Below are 18,190 nucleotides of genomic sequence, written 5' to 3' on the forward strand. Positions count from 1 at the left end.
ACATGAAAAAATCAGTCGGGAATTCCCTGGATTATATCGGTTTACAAACCAACAGTCAGCTAAACTGGAATACCCCTGCTCCGGAACTGATCCGACGGACAACGGAGGCCAAACAGGGGTTTCTGACAGATACCGGCGCACTTGCCTGCGATACAGGAAGGTTTACTGGCAGATCGCCGAAAGATAAGTTCATCGTTATGGACGACCTCACCGAAGACAGCGTTTGGTGGGGTGATGTCAACCAGCCTTTCAAAGCCTCGGGCTTTGAGGAGCTATACCAAAAAATGATAGCATACCTGTCTTTAAAAGAAGTTTATATACAGGATGTGTATGCCTGTGCGGCTATCGCTTACCGTTTAAAGGTCAGGGCAGTTACAGAATATGCCTGGCAAGCCTTATTCGTACATAATTTATTTATAAGGCCTGAACCCAAAGAACTAGCGGAATTTAAGGAAGACTGGCTGATCTTATCTGCCCCGGGCTTTTTTTCCGACCCTGCTGCCGATGAAACAAGATCAGCTAACTTCACGGTAATCAATTTTTCCAGGAAGATCATCCTGATCGGCGGAACTGCCTACACAGGAGAAATAAAGAAAAGTGTTTTCACGGTATTGAATTTTTTGTTGCCCCGGCGGCAGGTATTCCCGATGCATTGCAGCGCCAATACTTCTGTTCAGGGAGACACGGCACTTTTCTTTGGCCTATCTGGAACCGGTAAGACTACGCTGTCCGCTGATCCGGCAAGGAAGCTGGTTGGAGATGATGAACATGGCTGGGATGATACCCAGATCTTTAACATGGAGGGTGGTTGTTATGCCAAATGCGCGAATTTATCCCAAGAAAAGGAACCGCAGATATTTAATGCCATTCAATATGGCGCCTTATTGGAAAACACCTGCTTTCATCCCGGTACAAGGCGGGTAAATTATGAAGATATCTCCGAAACTGAAAATACCCGCGCAGCCTATCCGCTGGATTTTATGGATAATATCCAGGCCCCTGCTGTCGCGAAGATACCCCGGAATATTTTCTTTTTGTCGGCAGATGCCTTTGGGGTTTTACCGCCCATAGCTAAGTTAACCCAAGAGCAGGCCATGTATCATTTTCTTTCCGGCTATACCGCCAAAGTTGCCGGAACTGAAATGGGAGTTACGGAACCCAGGACTACATTTTCAGCCTGTTTCGGAAAACCTTTTTTACCCTTACACCCGATGCACTATGCCCTGTTATTGGGAGAAAAACTCAGGAACAATCCCATTCAGGTATGGCTGATCAATACAGGCTGGACTGGAGGAAGCTATGGGACAGGGACAAGGATACCGCTCGAATATACCCGGGCGATGATCACAGCCGCCTTGAACGGAAACCTGCAAAGCGTGTCCTTTACCAGTGACGCTTTTTTTGGGTTGCAGATGCCTGACTTCTGTCGTGGTGTACCATCGGCTATCCTAAATCCCCAAAATACGTGGAAAGATCCTTTCCAGTATCGTATAGCAGCAGCAAAATTAGTACAACAGTTTATTCAGAATTTTTCACAATACATTGCGCCGGAGATAATTAAAGGCGGCCCCATCGTTGAAGAGTCTATTTGATACCATTGAACCATAAAAAACAAAGATATGAAATACCCGGAACATCTATTTTATACAAGGGACCATGAATGGATCAGCTTTGAAAATGAGCATGCGCTGATAGGTATCACCGATTTTGCGCAAAAGGAATTAGGAGATATTGTTTATGTAGATATCCCATCCCTGGACAAGATTATTGTTAAAGAAGCCATATTTGGCACGGTGGAAGCAGTAAAAACGGTTTCTGACCTGTTTATGCCGGTAAATGGCAAAGTTATAGCGATCAATCCCTTATTGGAAACAAACCCGGAACTGGTGAACCAGGATCCTTATGGCAGCTGGATGATCAAGGTCTTGGTGACCTCAGCAAGCGACCGGGAATCCCTGTTGAATGCAGAACAATACCAGGCGCTGATCGTAAGTAATCCTTCATCGCATGAATAAGCTTATGATGAAGAATACGGCATTGGCAGCAATCCATCAATCATTAAACGCCAAAATGGCTCCCTTCGCAGGCTATCATATGCCTATCCAATATTCGGGGATCAATGAGGAACATGAAAATGTCAGGAACCAGGTAGGAATCTTTGATGTTTCCCATATGGGTGAGTTTTTTGTAAAAGGTCCGGATGCCCTTGACCTGATACAGCGGGTAACTACTAACGATGCTTCAACCTTATATATCGGGCAGGTGCAGTATTCCTGCATGACCAACGAGCAGGGCGGGATCATTGACGATCTGCTGGTATATCGGCTGGACCTGGAGGTCTATATGCTGGTGGTGAACGCATCCAATATAGAAAAGGACTGGAACTGGCTGGTGGATAACAATTATAAGAACGCAGAATTGGTAGATCGATCAGATGAGCTTTCGCTGATCTCTGTTCAGGGCCCATATGCCGTTGATACGCTTCAGCGCTTAACCTCCTATCAACTGAACCTGATCCCTTATTACCATTTCAGAGAGCTGATGTTAAATGGCATTCCCGGTATGATCGTGTCCAATACGGGGTATACCGGAGCCGGAGGATTTGAACTATATGTACCCAATCATTCGGCAGTTGCCCTATGGGAGGCGATCATGACCGCAGGTTCCTCCTACCATATCCGACCTGTAGGCCTTGGAGCCAGAGATACCCTTCGACTGGAGATGGGATATTGCTTGTATGGCAACGACATTGACGATCATGCTACACCCCTGGAAGCTGGTTTGGGTTGGATTACCAAATTCAATAAAGTATTCAATGGGAAGGAGGTTTTGCAGGAACAAAAAATGGCCGGCGCGAAACTGAAATTAGTCGGGATCCGGATGAAAGAAAGAGGCATCCCTCGTCATGGATACCGTATTTTGAATACGGATGGTGAACCAATCGGGGCGATTACTTCCGGCACACAGTCCCCTACTTTAAAAACAGGAATTGCCTTAGGCTATGTCGCTATTGACGCTGCAGCACCCGGAACAAATGTGCTGGTAGATATCCGGGGCCTGTTGATGGGTGCCTGTGTCAGTAAGATGCCCTTTGTACAAAGTCAAATAAAATAGTCATCTATGCAACCCTGTAATTCGCTAATGGGAATATCTGCCTAAATGATCAAAAAGGATGTCAATGATCATCGGAAAGGCTATTTATACTGAAATTTTTTAGTTTTACGTGTTTGTTTTCAAAAAAGGAACGAAAAACAACCCTCATTTATTTACTTAATAAAAACATATGGAAAAATTCAAATCGGTAAAAGACCTGGTGGCTTCTGTAGAAAGCGACGTGGTCAGCTTTTACGAAAAAGGCAACAAAGCGGCGGGAACCAGGCTTAGAAATGCCATGCAGCAATTAAAAGTTATTGCAACGGATATTCGTAAAGAAGTAACAGAAAAGAAAAACAATCAATAATAGTTTAAAAATTGTTTTGGGAAAATAAGCCCGGTCAGTTTTGACCGGGCTTATTTTTATGGTGGAGATTCGACTATTTAACAAGTAGCGCAACCTGATAAATATCAGTATTGGGACTGATATTTTATTTATATAGCGGCTAAAGTTTGAAGTACTTTTGACTATCGGGGAACTGAAACCATGGAGGAAAAAAGGAAAACCGGATATCAAAACACCTGATGAGTTTATTAAAAAAAGGCAGTAACATCAAGGAGCATTTTTTTATAGGTTATGATCTGCATAAAGCCGGTTTTATTTTTGATCCTCCCCATATCGCCTGTAATTTTAATTTGGATCTGTTATGCGGCTTCGCTGCCGACTTTGTAAAAGTATCTGCTTCCAGGGCCGGGATAAGCGTAGCTAAAGATGGAATCATAGCTGAATTACTTAAGCTTTTACTTTCGGTCAGTAAAGATGATTGTATTGTAGTCTTGTCACTCAATAAAAAAGGGGCTATATCAGGGAAAGTAACCCATAGAAAAAGTCATCTGTTTAATGAATTATTTGACGAGTCCATTTAACAAGCATTTGTGTCAATCGCTAAGCCATATCGCCAACAGGCATTCACCATAAATATCTGCGTTGAGGATCTTCTGTCCGTTCCTCTTTTATATACACAGCGATTTAACCTAATTTCTATTTACCTATGATCGGATTTCCTTTACGTGTAAATTATAATCAACAAGACTATATCTATTATATTATCTCCGCTCCGAGTAAAAAAAAACTTTGTATTGAAATTCTTTTAGAAGGCAAAAATCATACGCTCATCCTGGGTGAAAATAAATTATGGATGGAAGAAGCGCCCGAAGAGAATACCGTTCTTGAACCGGGATTGATCCTGGCCATTAGCAGGGCTGTAACGCTGCGCTATCCTATTTAATCCAGAAAACAATGATGCCTTAGTTTGCGATTCAGGAATTGTTTTTTTTAGACATTGGATAAGACATCATTCGCCCGTTTTAAAGCTTTTTCAAAACTGTCCTTGATATTACCTTTCCCTATTTGAAACAACAAACGTGCTTTTTTTAATTCAGCCATTACCTGTTCACTATTCACCTCGGAAAGGATGAGTTTTGTTCCCTTCTTTTTTATTTCCTGATGAACATCTCTCAATACCCTGATACCGGTTGCATCAATAACAGGTACGTTCCGCATCCGGATGATCAGTACCCTGGCTGGCTTCTCCAATACCTTCATCGCGTCTTTAAATTTATAGGCCGCGCCAAAAAACAGAGGACCGTTGATCTCAAATACATCACCCCCCGCTGGAATGCCTTCCGGATTAAGGTCCTGATCAGGTAATTGTTTTGATGAGAAGACGGCTTGCTGTACAGAACTTGTTTGCATCATTTTGCGCATAAACAGGAAGGCAGCCAGGATCATTCCGATTTCAATAGCTACGGTCAGGTCCACCAGTACAGTTAGCCCGAAGGTGGTCAGTAAAACGGCGGCATCACTTTTAGAACCTTTAAATACAGCTATAAAATTTTCCAGCTCGCTCATATTCCAGGCGACCACGATCAATATCCCGGCGAGTGTTGCCATCGGTATCAGCGCCGCCCATTTGCCTACAAAAAGCATAATCAGGAGCAGGGTGATGGCGTGGATGATCCCGGCAATGGGTGTCCGCCCCCCGTTTTTAACATTGGTGGCTGTTCTGGCAATCGCACCGGTTGCAGGGATGCCTCCAAAAATAGAAGAACAGATATTCGCCAGTCCCTGAGCGATCAGTTCTGTATTAGACCTGTGGTTCCCGCCGGTCATGCCATCCGCGACAACCGCTGATAATAAAGACTCAATACTGCCCAGCAATGCGATGGTAAAAGCAGGCCGGATCAATTGCTGGATGGTCGCCACGCTGACGCCCGGAATTACCGGGTGTGGTAAAGAAGAAGGAATAGCCCCGAAACGACTGCCAATGGTTTCAACCGGGAGATGAAAGAACCAAACAACCCATGTACTTATAACAATAGCGATCAGTGAGCCCGGAATCTTATGGGTTATTTTGGGCCACAGCAAAAGAACCAGTAAGGTAAAAATCCCGATGAACAGGGCATATAGATTTACAGAAGACAGGTGCAGGCCATAATCCAGCCATTTGCTGATAAAATCTGTAGGAATGCTTCCCATTTTCAAACCTAAAAAGTCTTTGACCTCGGAGGAAAAAATGATGACAGCGATCCCTGTGGTAAAACCAATGATCAGCGGATAGGGAATATATTTGATGGTATTGCCCAATTTGGCCAGGCCCATGATGATCAGGAGTATCCCAGCAATAAAAGTGGCGATAACTAAACCGCTGACACCGAACTGCTGGACGATTCCATAGACGATGACGATAAAGGCACCCGTAGGGCCGCCGATCTGTACCCGGCTGCCTCCCAAAGCGGATATGACGAGCCCTGCAATAATAGCAGTAAAAATTCCTTTTTCCGGGGATACGCCAGAGGCTATGGCAAATGCAATGGCTAAGGGTAAGGCCACGATACCTACAATGACACCGGCCACTATATCTTTATAAAATTGCGCCAGGGTGTAATTTTTAAGGGTATCGATCAGCTTTGGTCTGAACAAATTTATCATGCTGTTCATTATTGAAACCATTTATATTTATTCCCGTCAACTGGCGTGTCCGTATCCAGCTCAGGATGATAATGCACCTTGGGCGACAACCAGTACAGTAATCCCACACGGGAGTACCGGAAATTCAGCGGTGACAGGACGAATAAGCCGCCGAGGATCGTTGCAAGATATAACCAGGGTGAATCGTTATTTCCGGTGATCAGAAAGGTGGCTACCCATAAAAATCCGCCTTCTGCTACATTCATAGCGTAGCTCACATACATCGCCGCATAAAAATAGCCCGGCTCAATTTCAAAAACCATCTGACAATGCGGGCAATTCAGGTTGATCCTGTTGAAGCCCAGGCTGTATGTTGCCCCCTCAAACATATTTCCCCGACGACAGCGCGGGCATTTGGCGTGCAGCATGGCCCATGATTTTGATGTTCTTCCCATGATTTATTTTATCAATGCGGTACTTCTTTTACAGTTCCTTGAATTACTATGCCGGTCCGGGAACTCACTCTTTGATCCACATTTTCAGGAACCTGCTATAGGCGTTACTAACCAACTGGTAACTTGGCGGAACCTGGCTATCGGCCCCATGGAATGTTACCAGCCTCGTTTCCGCGGGCTTTTTGTCCAGCATTTCGTAAACAAACCGGCTATAGCGGTCATAAAGTTCAAACGAAGTTTTTACCGCGTAATCGATCCGGCTATCCGGTTCGATATTTTCATAAAAAGGGTTATAAAAATAAAAGTGATCGTAATTATCAAAGTCCAGTTCGGTCAGGTTACCGTGAATGAAATTTACATTGGGTAAATCAATTTCCTCCCTGGCTATTTCTGCGAAAGTGAATAGTTCGCTCCGCTGTTCAATACCGTAAAATGTTGTTTCCGGATGAAAAAAACCAGCTACCAGGCAAAACTTTCCGACACCGCTCCCGATGTCCAATACTTTGGCGTTTGGAATGGCCAGAAACTCTCCCGCCTTTTTAGCGATGTCAACGGAGGTCCAGTGCATGGCTGATAATGCCTGGATATGTTCCGGGTAGAGATCATCAAAAACATGGTCTTTACGAAAAATGGACGGACTTAGCCTATGATGGAGCATACTGCTGTCTTTTTTATCGGTTTCAAAACCCCGGAAGGGAGCGTTTAAAAATCTGAATACATTCATTTGGACTATTCTTTGATCCACATTTTTAGCAAAGTATCATAGGAAACATTTGCCAGCCTATAGTCAGGCGGGATCTCCTGTTCTAAACTGTGAAAGGTAACCAGGCGCGTACCTGGAGGCTTTGCGCTCAGCACCATATAAAGATATTGGGTATAGTAGTTGTATAGGCCCTCTGATAATTCGATCGTATTATCGATTTTATTCATTTGATCAATATTCTCATAGAATGAATTATAAAAATAAAAGTGATCAAACTCTTTGAAATTAATCTGAGTGACATTCCCGTAAATGAAATTCACATTGGGCAGATCCGTATATCTTTTAATGTTCTCTGCCAAATGATGCAATTCATGTCTTTGCTCCACTCCATAAAAAAAAGTTTCCCGGAAATGATAACCCGCGGTCAGGCAGAATTTACCGGCACCACTACCAATATCAAGCACCCTGGTGTTTGGTAAAGACAGGAATTCGGCGGCTTTTTGGGCAATAGACAATGGCGTGAAATGTTTGACTGATAGCAATTGAAAATGTTCGGGGTAAATCCAATCAAATTCTGTATCATCACTGAATAAGAGATCATTGATCAGTGTATTTCCCGGCGATCGTATTATTTCTGGCTTGATCTGATCCTGGGGACCGAGTGGCAAAAGCGAAAACGGATCATCTTTCATCGTATACAAATTTAGCGTTATAGCAGCAGCAATGGCATGGTAAGACATCAGCGTATGGGCTGATATTTATCAGTTTTTGCAGATAAATAGCTGCTTTATATCTTCCCGGCGAGTTAGGCATTTAGCGCGTGCGGCGGCTTATCAAATAGGCTTTAATAAATTCGTATCTTTGTAATATGAGCCTATCTGGAATTTTTCCGATTGACAAATGGGAATTCACAACACAGTCTGTTTTAAATACCCTCTCAGAAGAAGATTACCATTTTTTGATCTCCCGGCAGGGAGCGCAGAAATATCAAAAAGGGGAAATTATTTTCAAGGAAGGTGTCGTGCCTTCCGGTATTTATTTTATCCACCAGGGGAAAATAAAAAAGTATAAAGTTGACAGGAGCGGCAGGGAGCAGATCATATATGTAGCCAATAAAGGCGAACTAATTGGGTACCATGCGGTCTTGGCAGAAGAACGCAGTCCTGATTCTGCCGCCACTTTAGAAGATAGCCTGGTTAGTTTTATTCCTAAAGAAGATTTTTTAACTATTCTGGATAAATCGCCGCTTTTTGCCCGGCGCTTATTGAAAACATTGAGCCATGAGTTTAGTGTGCTGGCCAATGGTATTTCCGTGATTTCGCAAAGAACCGCGACGGAACGGCTTGCCATCGCGCTGATCGTGTTAAGGGAAAAGTTTAAAGATGAAGGATCCAGGGAACAAGAGATCATTTTAAATATATCCAGGATGGATCTGGCCAGCCTGGCCGGTATCGCCCAGGAAAATGTGATCCGCCTGTTAAAGGAATTTAAAGAGGAAGGTATTTTGGAAACGGATGGCCGGAAAATATGGATCAAAGATATTAAGCGACTGGTTAAAAAATCAAACTATGCGTAAAGGCTGATTTTACAATTTCATGAAAGCGATAATTGCTAAGAAATGGCGTCAACCAGGGGGTAATAATATGATCAACAAACAGGCCGGTTTAGACTCTTAATCATAGATTTGAAATTAACCTTTTACTTTTAGCGTACCGGCATTTATAGCCACGACAACCGTGCTGACCGTCATTAAGACCGCACCCGCAGCCGGGCTTAACACAATGCCCTGGTTAAACAGCACACCGGCAGCCAATGGCAACGCGATTACATTATAACCCGTTGCCCAGGCCAGGTTTTAAACCATTTTCCGGTAAGTCGCTTTACCGAATAAGATGAGGCTGACAATATCCTTTGGATTACTGTTCACTAAAACAATCCCGGCGGTTTCTGCTGGATATTCCGGAGCCGGGGATCATAACATTCCGAAATCGCGGACCAATAGTTCTGCAACACTTTGACCATATCAAATCACTGATTAATAGTTACCATTTTTTAATGTGATAAACACAAGGCGCTGCTCTAAATGCCACGGAATCGCTTGGTCAAGGCCTACGGAACGTCCAGGTATTATGGCTAAAACTGACGAATAAATTTGTAATGGTCTCGCACACCTTGCTTGAATCTTATTATCAACAATTCTATCCAAGCGGGACAAATTTTCATCGCCACGAGATTTACTTCAAAAACGGCGACTTCCATTCTTCATTTAAGTATTTCGACCAGCATAACCGTCTTTATATTGACAGAAAAATATATGCGGATGCTATCGTGATCTGGTCTTCACCTTATTCTGATTTCAGTATTCGTTGCCTTGAAAAGCTTCCCCGTGATGAAAATAATCAAGACAACACTTTCATAGATTTTAATCTAAAGGCATGGACAGATCAGGAAGTTGGCCATACCTTTGGATCGTTAGCATATCGGTTTACGTATAATGGCCTCAGACATTTTCATAAGTTTAATTTACAAGATCTTGATCTGACAAATGACCTGCTTATCGACACCGGCAAACACAAGGATAAGATCATCAACGTCAGTGCCATATTTTACAAGGATGGGCATTCAACTTTTGGCGGCTTTAGCCACTGGAACACACCAGAACCACCTATAATAAAAACGATAAGCGTATCAAGTTATAAAGCAGTGGCATATGCAATACTCGCACCGCAGAGGCGGGACATAAAAGAACGTTTAAAATACTACTTTGCGAAATATTTGGGCTTGCATCTATAATTCGCATTAGGGATTGAAAACGGCATCCTTCGCCAGAAGATAAAGTGGAAAGCCCGACCGAAGGGAGTGCCATGAAGTTGATCCATAATACTTAAATATCTAAAGATTTATTTTTCTGCGCTGCTTCAAAGGCCCAATTAACCACATTGCCAAGCGCATCTGAGATTGCTTTGACGCCATCTTCTGCACCCATGTCCAAATCTGCAAAATCATAGCCGTTCGCTAAGGTGTGCAGCACGGTATAGTAAATACCACCGATCAGTAATGCTGCAACGGCCCTGAAATTGATATCAGAATTTTCAAAGTGCCCGTCGGTCTTTTCTAAGATATCCTGTCCAATAGATTCACGGACATTATGTATGCTTCTCATGATATGACTGGACCCATTAAGTTCCATCAGTATCAGGCTTTGCATCTTCGGTTCTTTACTAAAATGCTTAAAGAGCTGCTGCAATATCTCTGTAATAAACTGCTGGGCATTGCGCTCATCCAGTTCTTTTGCCATCTTTTTCAAGTGCTCTGCGAAAAGCATCCAGTAGTCATTTTCAACAATATATGCCTCAGTAAGGTTATTCAGATTACCGAAATAGCGATAGATTAGCTTTCTGTCAACACCTGCATGCCGGGCTACTTTACTGATTCGTACGGCACCGAACCCTTTGGATTTAATGATAAAGCCAACCGCATCTATCAATTTACGCTTGGTTTGTTCTTTGTCTTTCATGATAAGGTATTAAGTTTGTTTCACATCACCGCACGATCAACATCACTGCTCTAAGCAATGGATGCGAAAAAAAAACGGATCGCTCGGAATTATATACGGATCAAAGGGCGATGCACCAGGTCAAGCACGGGCCATGGTATACTGACGACAGCCAGCATAAAAGCAACGCCGAAGTATCTCATCAAAACGTATTGCGTGTAATCATTTGTTTTACTTGATCTAAGGATAAACATCGCGCCGGAAGTAAGCAAAGGCAGCATTAGCATTGCAAGGGGATGTATCCAATCGAAGAAGTTTGCCTCCTTATTGCCCGGCTGAGTGTGTTGCAAAAAATCATGGACCAAAGGACTGTACATATAAACAAGAATGCCAATGACCGTCGCCATGAGGATCAGGTGCTGTGTCAGCCGAGCAACCTTGATCTGGAACACCGTTGGCTGAACACCTGTGATCAGGTTATATAGCGCTCTGCCTGAAGTATAAAGTAGCCCTCCAAGGATCAGCCATCTAAGCAGAGAATGACATAATAATATTATTTTAAATAGCATGGGATTAGCAATTGATCGTTAATAAAATGGTCATCATTGTTTACACTAAAGTATTAGGCTGGCAGATCTTAAAACCCATGAGGCGTTTTACGTTTAAGACATTTTCCTTATTCGTCAGGCGCTCCAGTAAGGCGAAGGCAACATCCAATGCCGTAGACGGACTCCAAGAGGTGATGATGTTATCATCAATCACGATAGGCTCCATGCACAGAATGGCTCCAAGATTAACAAGGCTTTGCTGACGTAAAGGATTAAGGTTGTAAGTAGTCGCTCTTTTGCCCGTCAGCACACCGCTTTGCGCAACTGCTATCGCGCCCGTGCAGATCGAAGCGATCATTTTTTTGCTGTTATGGAAACGTTTAATCAAGCCAGATATCTCAGGGCGCAAAGCGCTTTCGAAATAGCCGAATTCCTGAAAACCGCCCGGGATGGCCAGTGCATCAAAATCATCAGGATCAAGTTCTTCGATAAGTTGATCGACAACGAGCTTTTGGCCGAATGTGCTGCCGACCTCTTTAGTGAAACCACAAGTATAAAGCTGTGTGGAATGGTCACCTTCCAGTCTATTCCATCCGATCACATCGACAAAAACGCTTGCCTCATAGAATTCAAATCCTTCGGCAAGCAGCAGCAATACTTTTTTCATAATAAGCGCCAGTAAGCCGGGCTGACCACACCACTTAAGTAAAGCGGCAACTTCCTGCCCGTACAAAATTTGTAAAAACGAAGAAAGAAGGCTACATACAGCCTTCTTAGATCAAAGCGACGTTTGGGGACAGTACCGGAGATCTTAGCTCTCTCCGGCACTCAACATCATCATTACTGTCCCCAATAAAGGTTAAACACCTTGGACAACACTTTCCACTCACCATCAATCAACAACAAGGAAAGATAATCCGTAGAACCCACGCCGCCTTGTAAGTCTTCCAATTCCACCAGCACGACAGCTGCCGTCTCTGTTTTATGCAGAATGCTTATATGAGCCTTTACATCCGCAGCTGCGCCATTCTCCTGGGTGAAGTCGTACAGGAATTGCAGCTTGGTCGTTAATTGCCCGTCCGGCATGTACCCGGCCATTAGGCCTTCAGAATGAAAGGTTTGTTTTAGCTGATCGACATTACCGGTCTTTAAACCATCAACGTAGATTTTCGCCACAGCGATTATATTATCATAATCAGCGATCGAGTTATTATTTTTTATAGCTGGCATATTTGAGATCTTAATTTTTGATCGGATATAGGCCGGATGCCCGGCCGTTTTAATTGATTACTGAAATTATTTAGCGTGTGACAAGTGATAGACCTTCGATATGATCTTCCATTCACCATTAATCTTCATCAGCGATAAATAATCAGTTGAATTATGATTCGGTGAAGTATTTTTCAATTCAGCAAGAACCGAAGCTGTATTAGCGGTCTGGTGAAGAACGCTGTTTACCGAAGTTACCTTTGATAGCGCGCCATTTTTTTCGATCAGGTCATAAAGATGTTGAACACTGCCTTCAGTGATCTCATTCTCTGCCGAGAAACCGTACATGATCGCGTTTTTGTAAAAGCTTTTCTTTAACAGATCAACCCGGCCCAAGCGTAAGCCTTCTACATAGGTATCGATCACGTCCAGAATTGCTTTTTTATCAGCAGCGTCAGGTGCTGTAAGAATTTTGTGCCCCGTTGATACATATGTTTTTTTTGATGCAGACGAACCCGGTCCCTCTTTCGCCATTGCCATAGTTGAGCAAAGGCTTAATAAAACTATAAATGCTGTTCTCATTATTCCTATATATTTATTACTACAAAGGAGGGCTAATTTCTACCGATCGGCTTTTCTAAAAAGTCTATAATTTTGTTCTATTTGGTTCAATTATTGGATTAGACCATTTGAGACGTCTTTTAGACCGCTTGTCTTAAACTAGTCGGAATCTTGCCATGGTATTGCTTAAAAATTCTTGAAAAGTGAGATACATTCTCAAAACCTAAGGAATAGCATATTTCAGAAACAGTCATTCCCGTGGTTTCAAGCATTTCTTTGGCCTTGTTCAGTCGCTTTTCCCTTATCCAGGTGGCAGGTGGCAAATTATAGACCTGTTGAAAGTCACGCTTAAAACTGGATAGGCTCCGGCCGGATAGGTAGGCCAGGTCCTGGATCCGAACCTGTGTAGCATAATGTTGTTCGACCACCTCACGAAGGTCAGTCGGTACTTGCTGCTGCAAATGCAGTATTTGCTGAAACATGGCCTGGCTGCAAACAGCCGTATCGTACAACAATTCCATCATTTTATGGCGAAGTTGGCTTGGCACTACCTTGGCAACATTTTTAAAATACGGCTTTAGGGACTGGGCAAATGCAAGCAGGCATTCATCCATGGGTTGAACGGAAGTAAGCACTTGGTGGACCGAATTCTGCCGGCTTATCCTGAGCTCAGTACTGGTCAGGAAAGATCTGATCAGCTCGCTTTTCAGGGAGAACATCAGGCAGTCGAATAGGTTGCTGTTTTCATGGCTTCCTGACCACTCATATTGGACCAATGTTGCCTTTTTAAGCAGTATCATTTCGTTCTTGTTAACCAGGAAAGACTGTTTGCCATACACAACCCTAAGGTTTCCCTCCAGCAAAAAAACAAGCAAATGGTCTTTCAGGTACATGGAGCCGTGTGTGTCGATATTATGAACGCATTGTTCGATCAGAGAATAACCGTCCAGTAGCAGTGTTTTGGCAGCCCAATCCAGCTTGCAACCATTAAGGGCACTAGGGTCTAGGATATTCATGTTTACTATTATAATGACATATCCCGCAGCAAATCGGGAATTGCCGGGTTAGATCATTTCTGTTCTGCTTCAGCGGAAGGGCGTTCTTTATCCATGATCATCTGGAGGTTTGTCCAGGCACCGCCGTTGACCGCATTTTTATACCCTCTGGCCTTTAGCAGTTCAACGGCCTGAACACTTCTTACCCCATGGGAACAACAGGTTAAGATCGGACGTTGATGATCCAGGGTAATCGGTATGCCTTTCTCCAGCTCATCTAAGGGAAAGTTGACCGCACCTTCCAGATGTCCGCGTGAAAACTCTGCTGGTGTCCGTACATCCAGGATCACCGGATCTTTGGCAAGAATGTTTTCCATGGTGTGATCATCTACAGATGTAGCGAACATGCGGTAAATGAAAAAAACAAATAAGGCAATGATGCCAAAAAATACAACGTATCTCATATTGATAATATTTAAGTTGCGCAGCCAATTCACTGATCCCAGGACTATGACCGCTTATTAGTAATAGTGTTGGTAACAGCTTAAGAATGTTCGACCCGTTCGATTGCTTTAATGACCAGGCTTAAGCCGTCGTTGGTATAAGGCAGCAACTTTGCGATTGCATGACCATGCTTATCCATTTTTAACAGCGACCGGTAAAGAATATTGACCATTTTCTCGGGCTCATCAAGGTATTTAAGGCGCAGTTCTTCATACTGATGCTCAAGAAAGATCAAACACAAGGCATTTTCCATGATCTGCACTTCATAATCCTGTTTTATTCTTTTTTTTAAGATGATCTCCGTTACACGGTTGATTTGGTTCTCGCCATAACGAGCTTCTCTCATTAAATCACCAGCGATCGTGGCATGATGCTGTGCCAGATCCTTTCTCCATTTGAGATAAGCTTCCCTGCCATCCGGATAACTGTCACGGGGAATCTCCCATCTGCCGATGTGCTGGCAACGGGATGCCAGTAACAGTTCTTGACCAGAGGCCGGCTGAAGGGACAAAACCCATTCATTCAGCATCAATGCATGAGCATATTCCTGGGGATAAACCTCGTTTTTCCAGATGATCCAACGAGGATCCTTTTGATTATACCCATCAAACAGGTTAAAAGCGTGTTGTAGCTGGTTCATGTGAATGCCGAATTGGGCCCTGCAGGGATTAGTTAAGATTTAGTTTTTCACTGGGCACATTTAAGGCAATCCCTTTTTTACGGAATTTCCTGTACCACACAAATCCGACGATTGCGATTGCGGCATAAGGCATACAAAGCAAGTAAAGGATGCCGTTATTAAGACCTTTCGCAAGTCCTTCGTTTCCCGACTGCCTGTTTGATTCTACTGTCGCGACACATTGAGCACATTGGGCATGGGCCACTTTAGCCGTTCCCATCATAAACATCACAAGAAAAATGCTCAGAAATTTGGTGATCTTTTTTATATAAGTTTTCATGGACTATAAGATTTAATTATGTTATCAAAATATAAGTGACCGAACATTTCAGTCAAATGTCTTCCGGTGTTCGTTACCGGTTGGTTTCGGCAAGCCGCTCTTTTGTGATCAACCGATCTATGTAAAATGTGCCAAAGGGTATAATACAGGCAAGCAGTACCTTCCAGGTAGTTCGCTGGAACTTCCATTGCTGCTCTACACCAATGCTAAGGGTGCTAAATATGAATCCCAGAAACAGCAGACCATGAATAGGGCCGATCGCTTTAACTAATACAGGATTTCCAGCAATGTATTTAAACGGCACGGCAACACCTACGAGAAATAACAGTGAGGTCCCTTCGAGGTAGCCTAACAGCTTCAGCCTGCCGACCCGGGTTTTTAAAAGGTTTTTAGTCATGACAACAGATTTTAATGGATTCTTATTTGGTACAGAAGTAATTACATTTTAAGTGATAGATCATAGCGTCCGCACGAACGGCCGGCTCGCCAATGGTGAGAATGGCCAAGGTATAGCGATAAAAATCACCACTAAAGCGATCGTGAACCAGGTCAGCATCGTATCAAATTTTTCAGCATCGGTCTTCTGCCGCTTTGCCTTGGCTGATCCGATCGTAATCAGCACTACAGCTACCATCATCATAACCAGATGGAAATAGCGAAAGAAGGTCTGCTCATTAAATAGCCTTCCGGGCGCATCCATCATCTGGAACAAGACGACCGGGCTTTGAAAGTAAATGGACATTCCCAGCAGCAGTTGTACGTGCGCAATGGTGGCTGTCCAGTGCCGCCACTGGTCCACTGAGGCGGTGTAACCTATCTTGCCGGTTTTCCCCCGGTAAGCGATGTATATGGAATAGACGAGGCTGCTTAAAACAAGCCAACGCCAGAACGAATGCAAAAAAAGTAATATTGGAAACATGATCATGAAATTTTGCATACCATGTAGTATGCTTTAAAGCAAAAAAATATGATACTAGTGTCCCGCATGTCTACCAAGACAACCTTCAACAGACAGTTACTTATCATCGAAAGACAAAGCAAAGCAGTGAAAAGTATCGGTAGCCGTTTCAACGACCTGGTATTGTTCTGACACCGGAACGGTTTTATTCAAAACCTCTATAAAACGCCCCCAGATGGAACCTGTCTCAGGGCCGTACCCGGAAAAGAAGGAGACCCCGTCAGTGATGCCTAACTTTGCCAGCATTTGAACAATGATGGAACCTCCCATGATGGAGCCTTCCATCACATAGAAAGCGCCCAGTGCCTGGTACACATTAGTGATCTCCGGCACATCCGGTACAGAAATCTCTGTTACGGTCTGGCCGAGACTAACCATATCGTTGGCCAGAAAGCCAGAATTTCGACGCTGTGCCTTGTCAGGCAGAATATCTTCGTTCATGTACGGCGCGATCACCTCCTCCAACCGGGAGAAAAAGGCATAGAAATATTTTAATAAGGCTGCATAATCTTCCTTGCTTTTGATGGCCTTTAATCGGGTAACAACTATTTTTTCTAATTGCTGATGGGCCGCAGCAGACCCATTTCTTAAAACGTCTTGTATCATAAGTATAAAAATTAATTAAGATCGTAACTGGTTTGACCAGCCTGTTGATCATAGGTTTTGAAATCGTTTATCATTTATAAATTCTTTATCCGTGAGTGTCTTTAAAAAGGCCAATATCTGCTTCTGTTCCCGGTCATTGAGGGAAATACCTAACCTACCGTCCTTTTTCAGTTCGGGATCAAGATTAGGATTTGCTTTTACGCCATGGTGATAATGTGCCAGCACATCATTAAGGCTCGCCAGGCTTCCGTCATGCATATAAGGCCCGCTGACCTCAACATTCCTCAAAGAAGGCACTTTGAATTTCCCTATGTCGACTCTCCGGTGGGTCAGGCTGTCCCTGCCTTTATCCGCAGAACGCATTTCCAATCCATTGTTGCGAAAACTGCGATCAGTGAATAGCGGCTCCTGGTGACATGAACTGCATTTCTCTTTAAAAAGCGTATATCCTGATCGCTCTTCTTCCGAAAAATTGCCTCCTTGTTCATTCCGAACATGTTTGTCATATTTCGAATTTGCGGAGACCATCGCAGCCATAAATTGAGCTAAGGCTTTCATCATTTTTTTTTCCGTAATAATCGAATCGCCAAAGGCTTTTTTAAAGAGCGGCGGATACATGGGTAGTTCCTGAAGCCTCGCACTCATCTGGTTCATTTCGTTGGCCATTTCACAGGGATTGGTTACCGCATTATGCGAGGTCAGGTCCAATTGGTCCAGGCGTCCGTCCCACATAAACTCCTGTTGCCAGGCCAGGTTGAATAAAACAGGGGCATTCCGGGTGCCTGTACACCCTTTTATGCCCCGACTGAGCGGCCGCTCAAAATTTGCAAATGCTGCATTTGCCTGATGGCACGACCCGCAGGAGATCGATTGATCAAGCGATAGCTGACGGTCGTAAAACAAGATTCGCCCGAGCTTAAAGCCGGCTGGTGTCAGCTTATTGCCTTTAAGATCATAGACCGGGTTAGGAAAATTGGAAGGCACTTTAAGTTCAATATTTTCCTCTTTAGCATCAAAATTAACTTGGGCCGGCTTGAGATTATACGCAAAGTAGCCGATGATCACATTGATCAATACGATGATGATGATTAATTTTTTCTTCATTAAGTTCCTGTGCAGAGTACACAATCAC

The 18,190-nt window shown here is 43.6% G+C and carries 25 protein-coding genes and 1 pseudogene; 8 read left to right on the forward strand and 18 right to left on the reverse strand.

Going from position 1 to position 18,190, the window contains the following annotated elements; all coding sequences use genetic code 11:
- Positions 1–2 precede the first annotated feature (2 nt).
- From pckA to G7092_RS06440, 6 genes are all read left to right on the forward strand, one after another.
- A complete protein-coding gene (gene pckA / locus G7092_RS06415) occupies positions 3–1,592 on the forward strand; it encodes a phosphoenolpyruvate carboxykinase (ATP) (RefSeq protein WP_166087352.1) in 1,590 nt (529 codons plus the stop codon).
- 27 nt (positions 1,593–1,619) lie between these two features.
- A complete protein-coding gene (gcvH, locus tag G7092_RS06420; RefSeq protein ID WP_166087354.1) occupies positions 1,620–2,015 on the forward strand; it encodes a glycine cleavage system protein GcvH in 396 nt (131 codons plus the stop codon).
- 7 nt (positions 2,016–2,022) lie between these two features.
- On the forward strand, positions 2,023–3,114 hold the full coding sequence (gene gcvT, locus G7092_RS06425; RefSeq protein WP_166090917.1) for a glycine cleavage system aminomethyltransferase GcvT: 1,092 nt from the start codon (positions 2,023–2,025) through the stop codon (positions 3,112–3,114).
- A 169-nt stretch (positions 3,115–3,283) separates the two neighbouring features.
- Entirely contained in the window at positions 3,284–3,460 is a 177-nt protein-coding gene (locus G7092_RS06430) for a BF3379 family histone-like protein (RefSeq protein WP_166087356.1), read from the forward strand.
- A 218-nt stretch (positions 3,461–3,678) separates the two neighbouring features.
- On the forward strand, positions 3,679–4,020 hold the full coding sequence (locus tag G7092_RS06435) for a hypothetical protein (RefSeq protein WP_166087359.1): 342 nt from the start codon (positions 3,679–3,681) through the stop codon (positions 4,018–4,020).
- 125 nt (positions 4,021–4,145) lie between these two features.
- Complete coding sequence (locus tag G7092_RS06440; protein WP_166087361.1) at positions 4,146–4,382, forward strand: hypothetical protein; 237 nt, start codon at positions 4,146–4,148, stop codon at positions 4,380–4,382.
- Positions 4,383–4,429: 47 nt separating this feature from the next.
- Here the strand turns inward: G7092_RS06440 and G7092_RS06445 are convergent, their stop codons facing one another.
- From G7092_RS06445 to G7092_RS06460, 4 genes are all read right to left on the reverse strand, one after another.
- A complete protein-coding gene (locus tag G7092_RS06445) occupies positions 4,430–6,085 on the reverse strand; it encodes a SulP family inorganic anion transporter (RefSeq protein WP_166087363.1) in 1,656 nt (551 codons plus the stop codon).
- A gap of 8 nt (positions 6,086–6,093) precedes the next feature.
- Complete coding sequence (locus tag G7092_RS06450) at positions 6,094–6,519, reverse strand: DUF983 domain-containing protein (protein WP_166087365.1); 426 nt, start codon at positions 6,517–6,519, stop codon at positions 6,094–6,096.
- A 64-nt stretch (positions 6,520–6,583) separates the two neighbouring features.
- Complete coding sequence (locus tag G7092_RS06455; protein ID WP_166087367.1) at positions 6,584–7,243, reverse strand: class I SAM-dependent methyltransferase; 660 nt, start codon at positions 7,241–7,243, stop codon at positions 6,584–6,586.
- A gap of 5 nt (positions 7,244–7,248) precedes the next feature.
- A complete protein-coding gene (locus G7092_RS06460; protein ID WP_166087369.1) occupies positions 7,249–7,962 on the reverse strand; it encodes a methyltransferase domain-containing protein in 714 nt (237 codons plus the stop codon).
- Positions 7,963–8,090: 128 nt separating this feature from the next.
- On the opposite strand from G7092_RS06460, the gene G7092_RS06465 reads away from it, so the two are divergent.
- On the forward strand, positions 8,091–8,798 hold the full coding sequence (locus tag G7092_RS06465; RefSeq protein WP_166087371.1) for a Crp/Fnr family transcriptional regulator: 708 nt from the start codon (positions 8,091–8,093) through the stop codon (positions 8,796–8,798).
- A 114-nt stretch (positions 8,799–8,912) separates the two neighbouring features.
- On the opposite strand, the pseudogene G7092_RS30955 reads toward G7092_RS06465, so the two are convergent.
- Positions 8,913–9,173: pseudogene (locus G7092_RS30955) on the reverse strand (heavy metal translocating P-type ATPase); the annotation flags it as partial.
- A gap of 206 nt (positions 9,174–9,379) precedes the next feature.
- Here G7092_RS30955 and G7092_RS06475 point away from each other — a divergent pair.
- Positions 9,380–10,015: a hypothetical protein gene (locus tag G7092_RS06475; protein WP_166087373.1), complete on the forward strand. Its 636-nt coding sequence runs from the start codon at positions 9,380–9,382 to the stop codon at positions 10,013–10,015.
- Between the two features lie 91 nt (positions 10,016–10,106).
- Here the strand turns inward: G7092_RS06475 and G7092_RS06480 are convergent, their stop codons facing one another.
- The 13 genes from G7092_RS06480 to G7092_RS06540 all read right to left on the reverse strand — a co-directional run bounded on the left by G7092_RS06480 (position 10,107) and on the right by G7092_RS06540 (position 18,162).
- Complete coding sequence (locus G7092_RS06480; protein ID WP_166087376.1) at positions 10,107–10,739, reverse strand: TetR/AcrR family transcriptional regulator; 633 nt, start codon at positions 10,737–10,739, stop codon at positions 10,107–10,109.
- Positions 10,740–10,828: 89 nt separating this feature from the next.
- Positions 10,829–11,287 (reverse strand): hypothetical protein, encoded by a 459-nt coding sequence (locus G7092_RS06485; protein WP_166087378.1) that lies wholly within the window; start codon positions 11,285–11,287, stop codon positions 10,829–10,831.
- A gap of 40 nt (positions 11,288–11,327) precedes the next feature.
- Positions 11,328–11,933 carry a DJ-1/PfpI family protein gene (locus G7092_RS06490; protein WP_166087380.1) on the reverse strand — a complete coding sequence of 202 codons (606 nt, stop codon included), beginning with the start codon at positions 11,931–11,933 and terminating at the stop codon, positions 11,328–11,330.
- A 173-nt stretch (positions 11,934–12,106) separates the two neighbouring features.
- Positions 12,107–12,496, reverse strand: coding sequence for a nuclear transport factor 2 family protein (locus G7092_RS06495; protein ID WP_166087382.1), 390 nt, complete (start codon positions 12,494–12,496; stop codon positions 12,107–12,109).
- Between the two features lie 66 nt (positions 12,497–12,562).
- Entirely contained in the window at positions 12,563–13,057 is a 495-nt protein-coding gene (locus G7092_RS06500; protein ID WP_166087384.1) for a nuclear transport factor 2 family protein, read from the reverse strand.
- Between the two features lie 119 nt (positions 13,058–13,176).
- The gene (locus tag G7092_RS06505) at positions 13,177–14,052 is read right to left on the reverse strand and encodes an AraC family transcriptional regulator (protein ID WP_166087386.1); all 876 of its coding nucleotides are present in this window, start codon (positions 14,050–14,052) and stop codon (positions 13,177–13,179) included.
- Between the two features lie 53 nt (positions 14,053–14,105).
- Complete coding sequence (locus tag G7092_RS06510; protein WP_166087388.1) at positions 14,106–14,495, reverse strand: rhodanese-like domain-containing protein; 390 nt, start codon at positions 14,493–14,495, stop codon at positions 14,106–14,108.
- 80 nt (positions 14,496–14,575) lie between these two features.
- Positions 14,576–15,175 (reverse strand): DUF4202 domain-containing protein, encoded by a 600-nt coding sequence (locus tag G7092_RS06515; protein WP_166087390.1) that lies wholly within the window; start codon positions 15,173–15,175, stop codon positions 14,576–14,578.
- A gap of 28 nt (positions 15,176–15,203) precedes the next feature.
- Positions 15,204–15,494: a hypothetical protein gene (locus tag G7092_RS06520; protein ID WP_202985227.1), complete on the reverse strand. Its 291-nt coding sequence runs from the start codon at positions 15,492–15,494 to the stop codon at positions 15,204–15,206.
- A 73-nt stretch (positions 15,495–15,567) separates the two neighbouring features.
- Positions 15,568–15,891 (reverse strand): DUF3817 domain-containing protein, encoded by a 324-nt coding sequence (locus G7092_RS06525; protein WP_166087392.1) that lies wholly within the window; start codon positions 15,889–15,891, stop codon positions 15,568–15,570.
- 60 nt (positions 15,892–15,951) lie between these two features.
- Positions 15,952–16,431: a hypothetical protein gene (locus G7092_RS06530; protein WP_235953791.1), complete on the reverse strand. Its 480-nt coding sequence runs from the start codon at positions 16,429–16,431 to the stop codon at positions 15,952–15,954.
- Positions 16,432–16,509: 78 nt separating this feature from the next.
- Positions 16,510–17,058, reverse strand: coding sequence for a biliverdin-producing heme oxygenase (locus G7092_RS06535; RefSeq protein ID WP_166087394.1), 549 nt, complete (start codon positions 17,056–17,058; stop codon positions 16,510–16,512).
- 48 nt (positions 17,059–17,106) lie between these two features.
- Positions 17,107–18,162 carry a cytochrome-c peroxidase gene (locus G7092_RS06540; RefSeq protein WP_166087396.1) on the reverse strand — a complete coding sequence of 352 codons (1,056 nt, stop codon included), beginning with the start codon at positions 18,160–18,162 and terminating at the stop codon, positions 17,107–17,109.
- Positions 18,163–18,190 lie beyond the last annotated feature (28 nt).

Origin of the sequence: Mucilaginibacter inviolabilis (genome assembly GCF_011089895.1) — a bacterium.
GTDB lineage: Bacteria > Bacteroidota > Bacteroidia > Sphingobacteriales > Sphingobacteriaceae > Mucilaginibacter > Mucilaginibacter inviolabilis.

Bases quoted from the DNA above. Each gene is read 5' to 3' on its own strand.
- pckA (WP_166087352.1), top strand. From the start codon at position 3: ATGAAAAAATCAGTCGGGAATTCCCTGGATTATATCGGTTTACAAACC.
- gcvH (WP_166087354.1), top strand. From the start codon at position 1,620: ATGAAATACCCGGAACATCTATTTTATACAAGGGACCATGAATGGATC.
- gcvT (WP_166090917.1), top strand. From the start codon at position 2,023: ATGAAGAATACGGCATTGGCAGCAATCCATCAATCATTAAACGCCAAA.
- G7092_RS06430 (WP_166087356.1), top strand. From the start codon at position 3,284: ATGGAAAAATTCAAATCGGTAAAAGACCTGGTGGCTTCTGTAGAAAGC.
- G7092_RS06435 (WP_166087359.1), top strand. From the start codon at position 3,679: ATGAGTTTATTAAAAAAAGGCAGTAACATCAAGGAGCATTTTTTTATA.
- G7092_RS06440 (WP_166087361.1), top strand. From the start codon at position 4,146: ATGATCGGATTTCCTTTACGTGTAAATTATAATCAACAAGACTATATC.
- G7092_RS06445 (WP_166087363.1), bottom strand. From the start codon at position 6,085: ATGATAAATTTGTTCAGACCAAAGCTGATCGATACCCTTAAAAATTAC.
- G7092_RS06450 (WP_166087365.1), bottom strand. From the start codon at position 6,519: ATGGGAAGAACATCAAAATCATGGGCCATGCTGCACGCCAAATGCCCG.
- G7092_RS06455 (WP_166087367.1), bottom strand. From the start codon at position 7,243: ATGAATGTATTCAGATTTTTAAACGCTCCCTTCCGGGGTTTTGAAACC.
- G7092_RS06460 (WP_166087369.1), bottom strand. From the start codon at position 7,962: ATGTCTTACCATGCCATTGCTGCTGCTATAACGCTAAATTTGTATACG.
- G7092_RS06465 (WP_166087371.1), top strand. From the start codon at position 8,091: ATGAGCCTATCTGGAATTTTTCCGATTGACAAATGGGAATTCACAACA.
- G7092_RS06475 (WP_166087373.1), top strand. From the start codon at position 9,380: ATGGTCTCGCACACCTTGCTTGAATCTTATTATCAACAATTCTATCCA.
- G7092_RS06480 (WP_166087376.1), bottom strand. From the start codon at position 10,739: ATGAAAGACAAAGAACAAACCAAGCGTAAATTGATAGATGCGGTTGGC.
- G7092_RS06485 (WP_166087378.1), bottom strand. From the start codon at position 11,287: ATGCTATTTAAAATAATATTATTATGTCATTCTCTGCTTAGATGGCTG.
- G7092_RS06490 (WP_166087380.1), bottom strand. From the start codon at position 11,933: ATGAAAAAAGTATTGCTGCTGCTTGCCGAAGGATTTGAATTCTATGAG.
- G7092_RS06495 (WP_166087382.1), bottom strand. From the start codon at position 12,496: ATGCCAGCTATAAAAAATAATAACTCGATCGCTGATTATGATAATATA.
- G7092_RS06500 (WP_166087384.1), bottom strand. From the start codon at position 13,057: ATGAGAACAGCATTTATAGTTTTATTAAGCCTTTGCTCAACTATGGCA.
- G7092_RS06505 (WP_166087386.1), bottom strand. From the start codon at position 14,052: ATGAATATCCTAGACCCTAGTGCCCTTAATGGTTGCAAGCTGGATTGG.
- G7092_RS06510 (WP_166087388.1), bottom strand. From the start codon at position 14,495: ATGAGATACGTTGTATTTTTTGGCATCATTGCCTTATTTGTTTTTTTC.
- G7092_RS06515 (WP_166087390.1), bottom strand. From the start codon at position 15,175: ATGAACCAGCTACAACACGCTTTTAACCTGTTTGATGGGTATAATCAA.
- G7092_RS06520 (WP_202985227.1), bottom strand. From the start codon at position 15,494: ATGAAAACTTATATAAAAAAGATCACCAAATTTCTGAGCATTTTTCTT.
- G7092_RS06525 (WP_166087392.1), bottom strand. From the start codon at position 15,891: ATGACTAAAAACCTTTTAAAAACCCGGGTCGGCAGGCTGAAGCTGTTA.
- G7092_RS06530 (WP_235953791.1), bottom strand. From the start codon at position 16,431: ATGCAAAATTTCATGATCATGTTTCCAATATTACTTTTTTTGCATTCG.
- G7092_RS06535 (WP_166087394.1), bottom strand. From the start codon at position 17,058: ATGATACAAGACGTTTTAAGAAATGGGTCTGCTGCGGCCCATCAGCAA.
- G7092_RS06540 (WP_166087396.1), bottom strand. From the start codon at position 18,162: ATGAAGAAAAAATTAATCATCATCATCGTATTGATCAATGTGATCATC.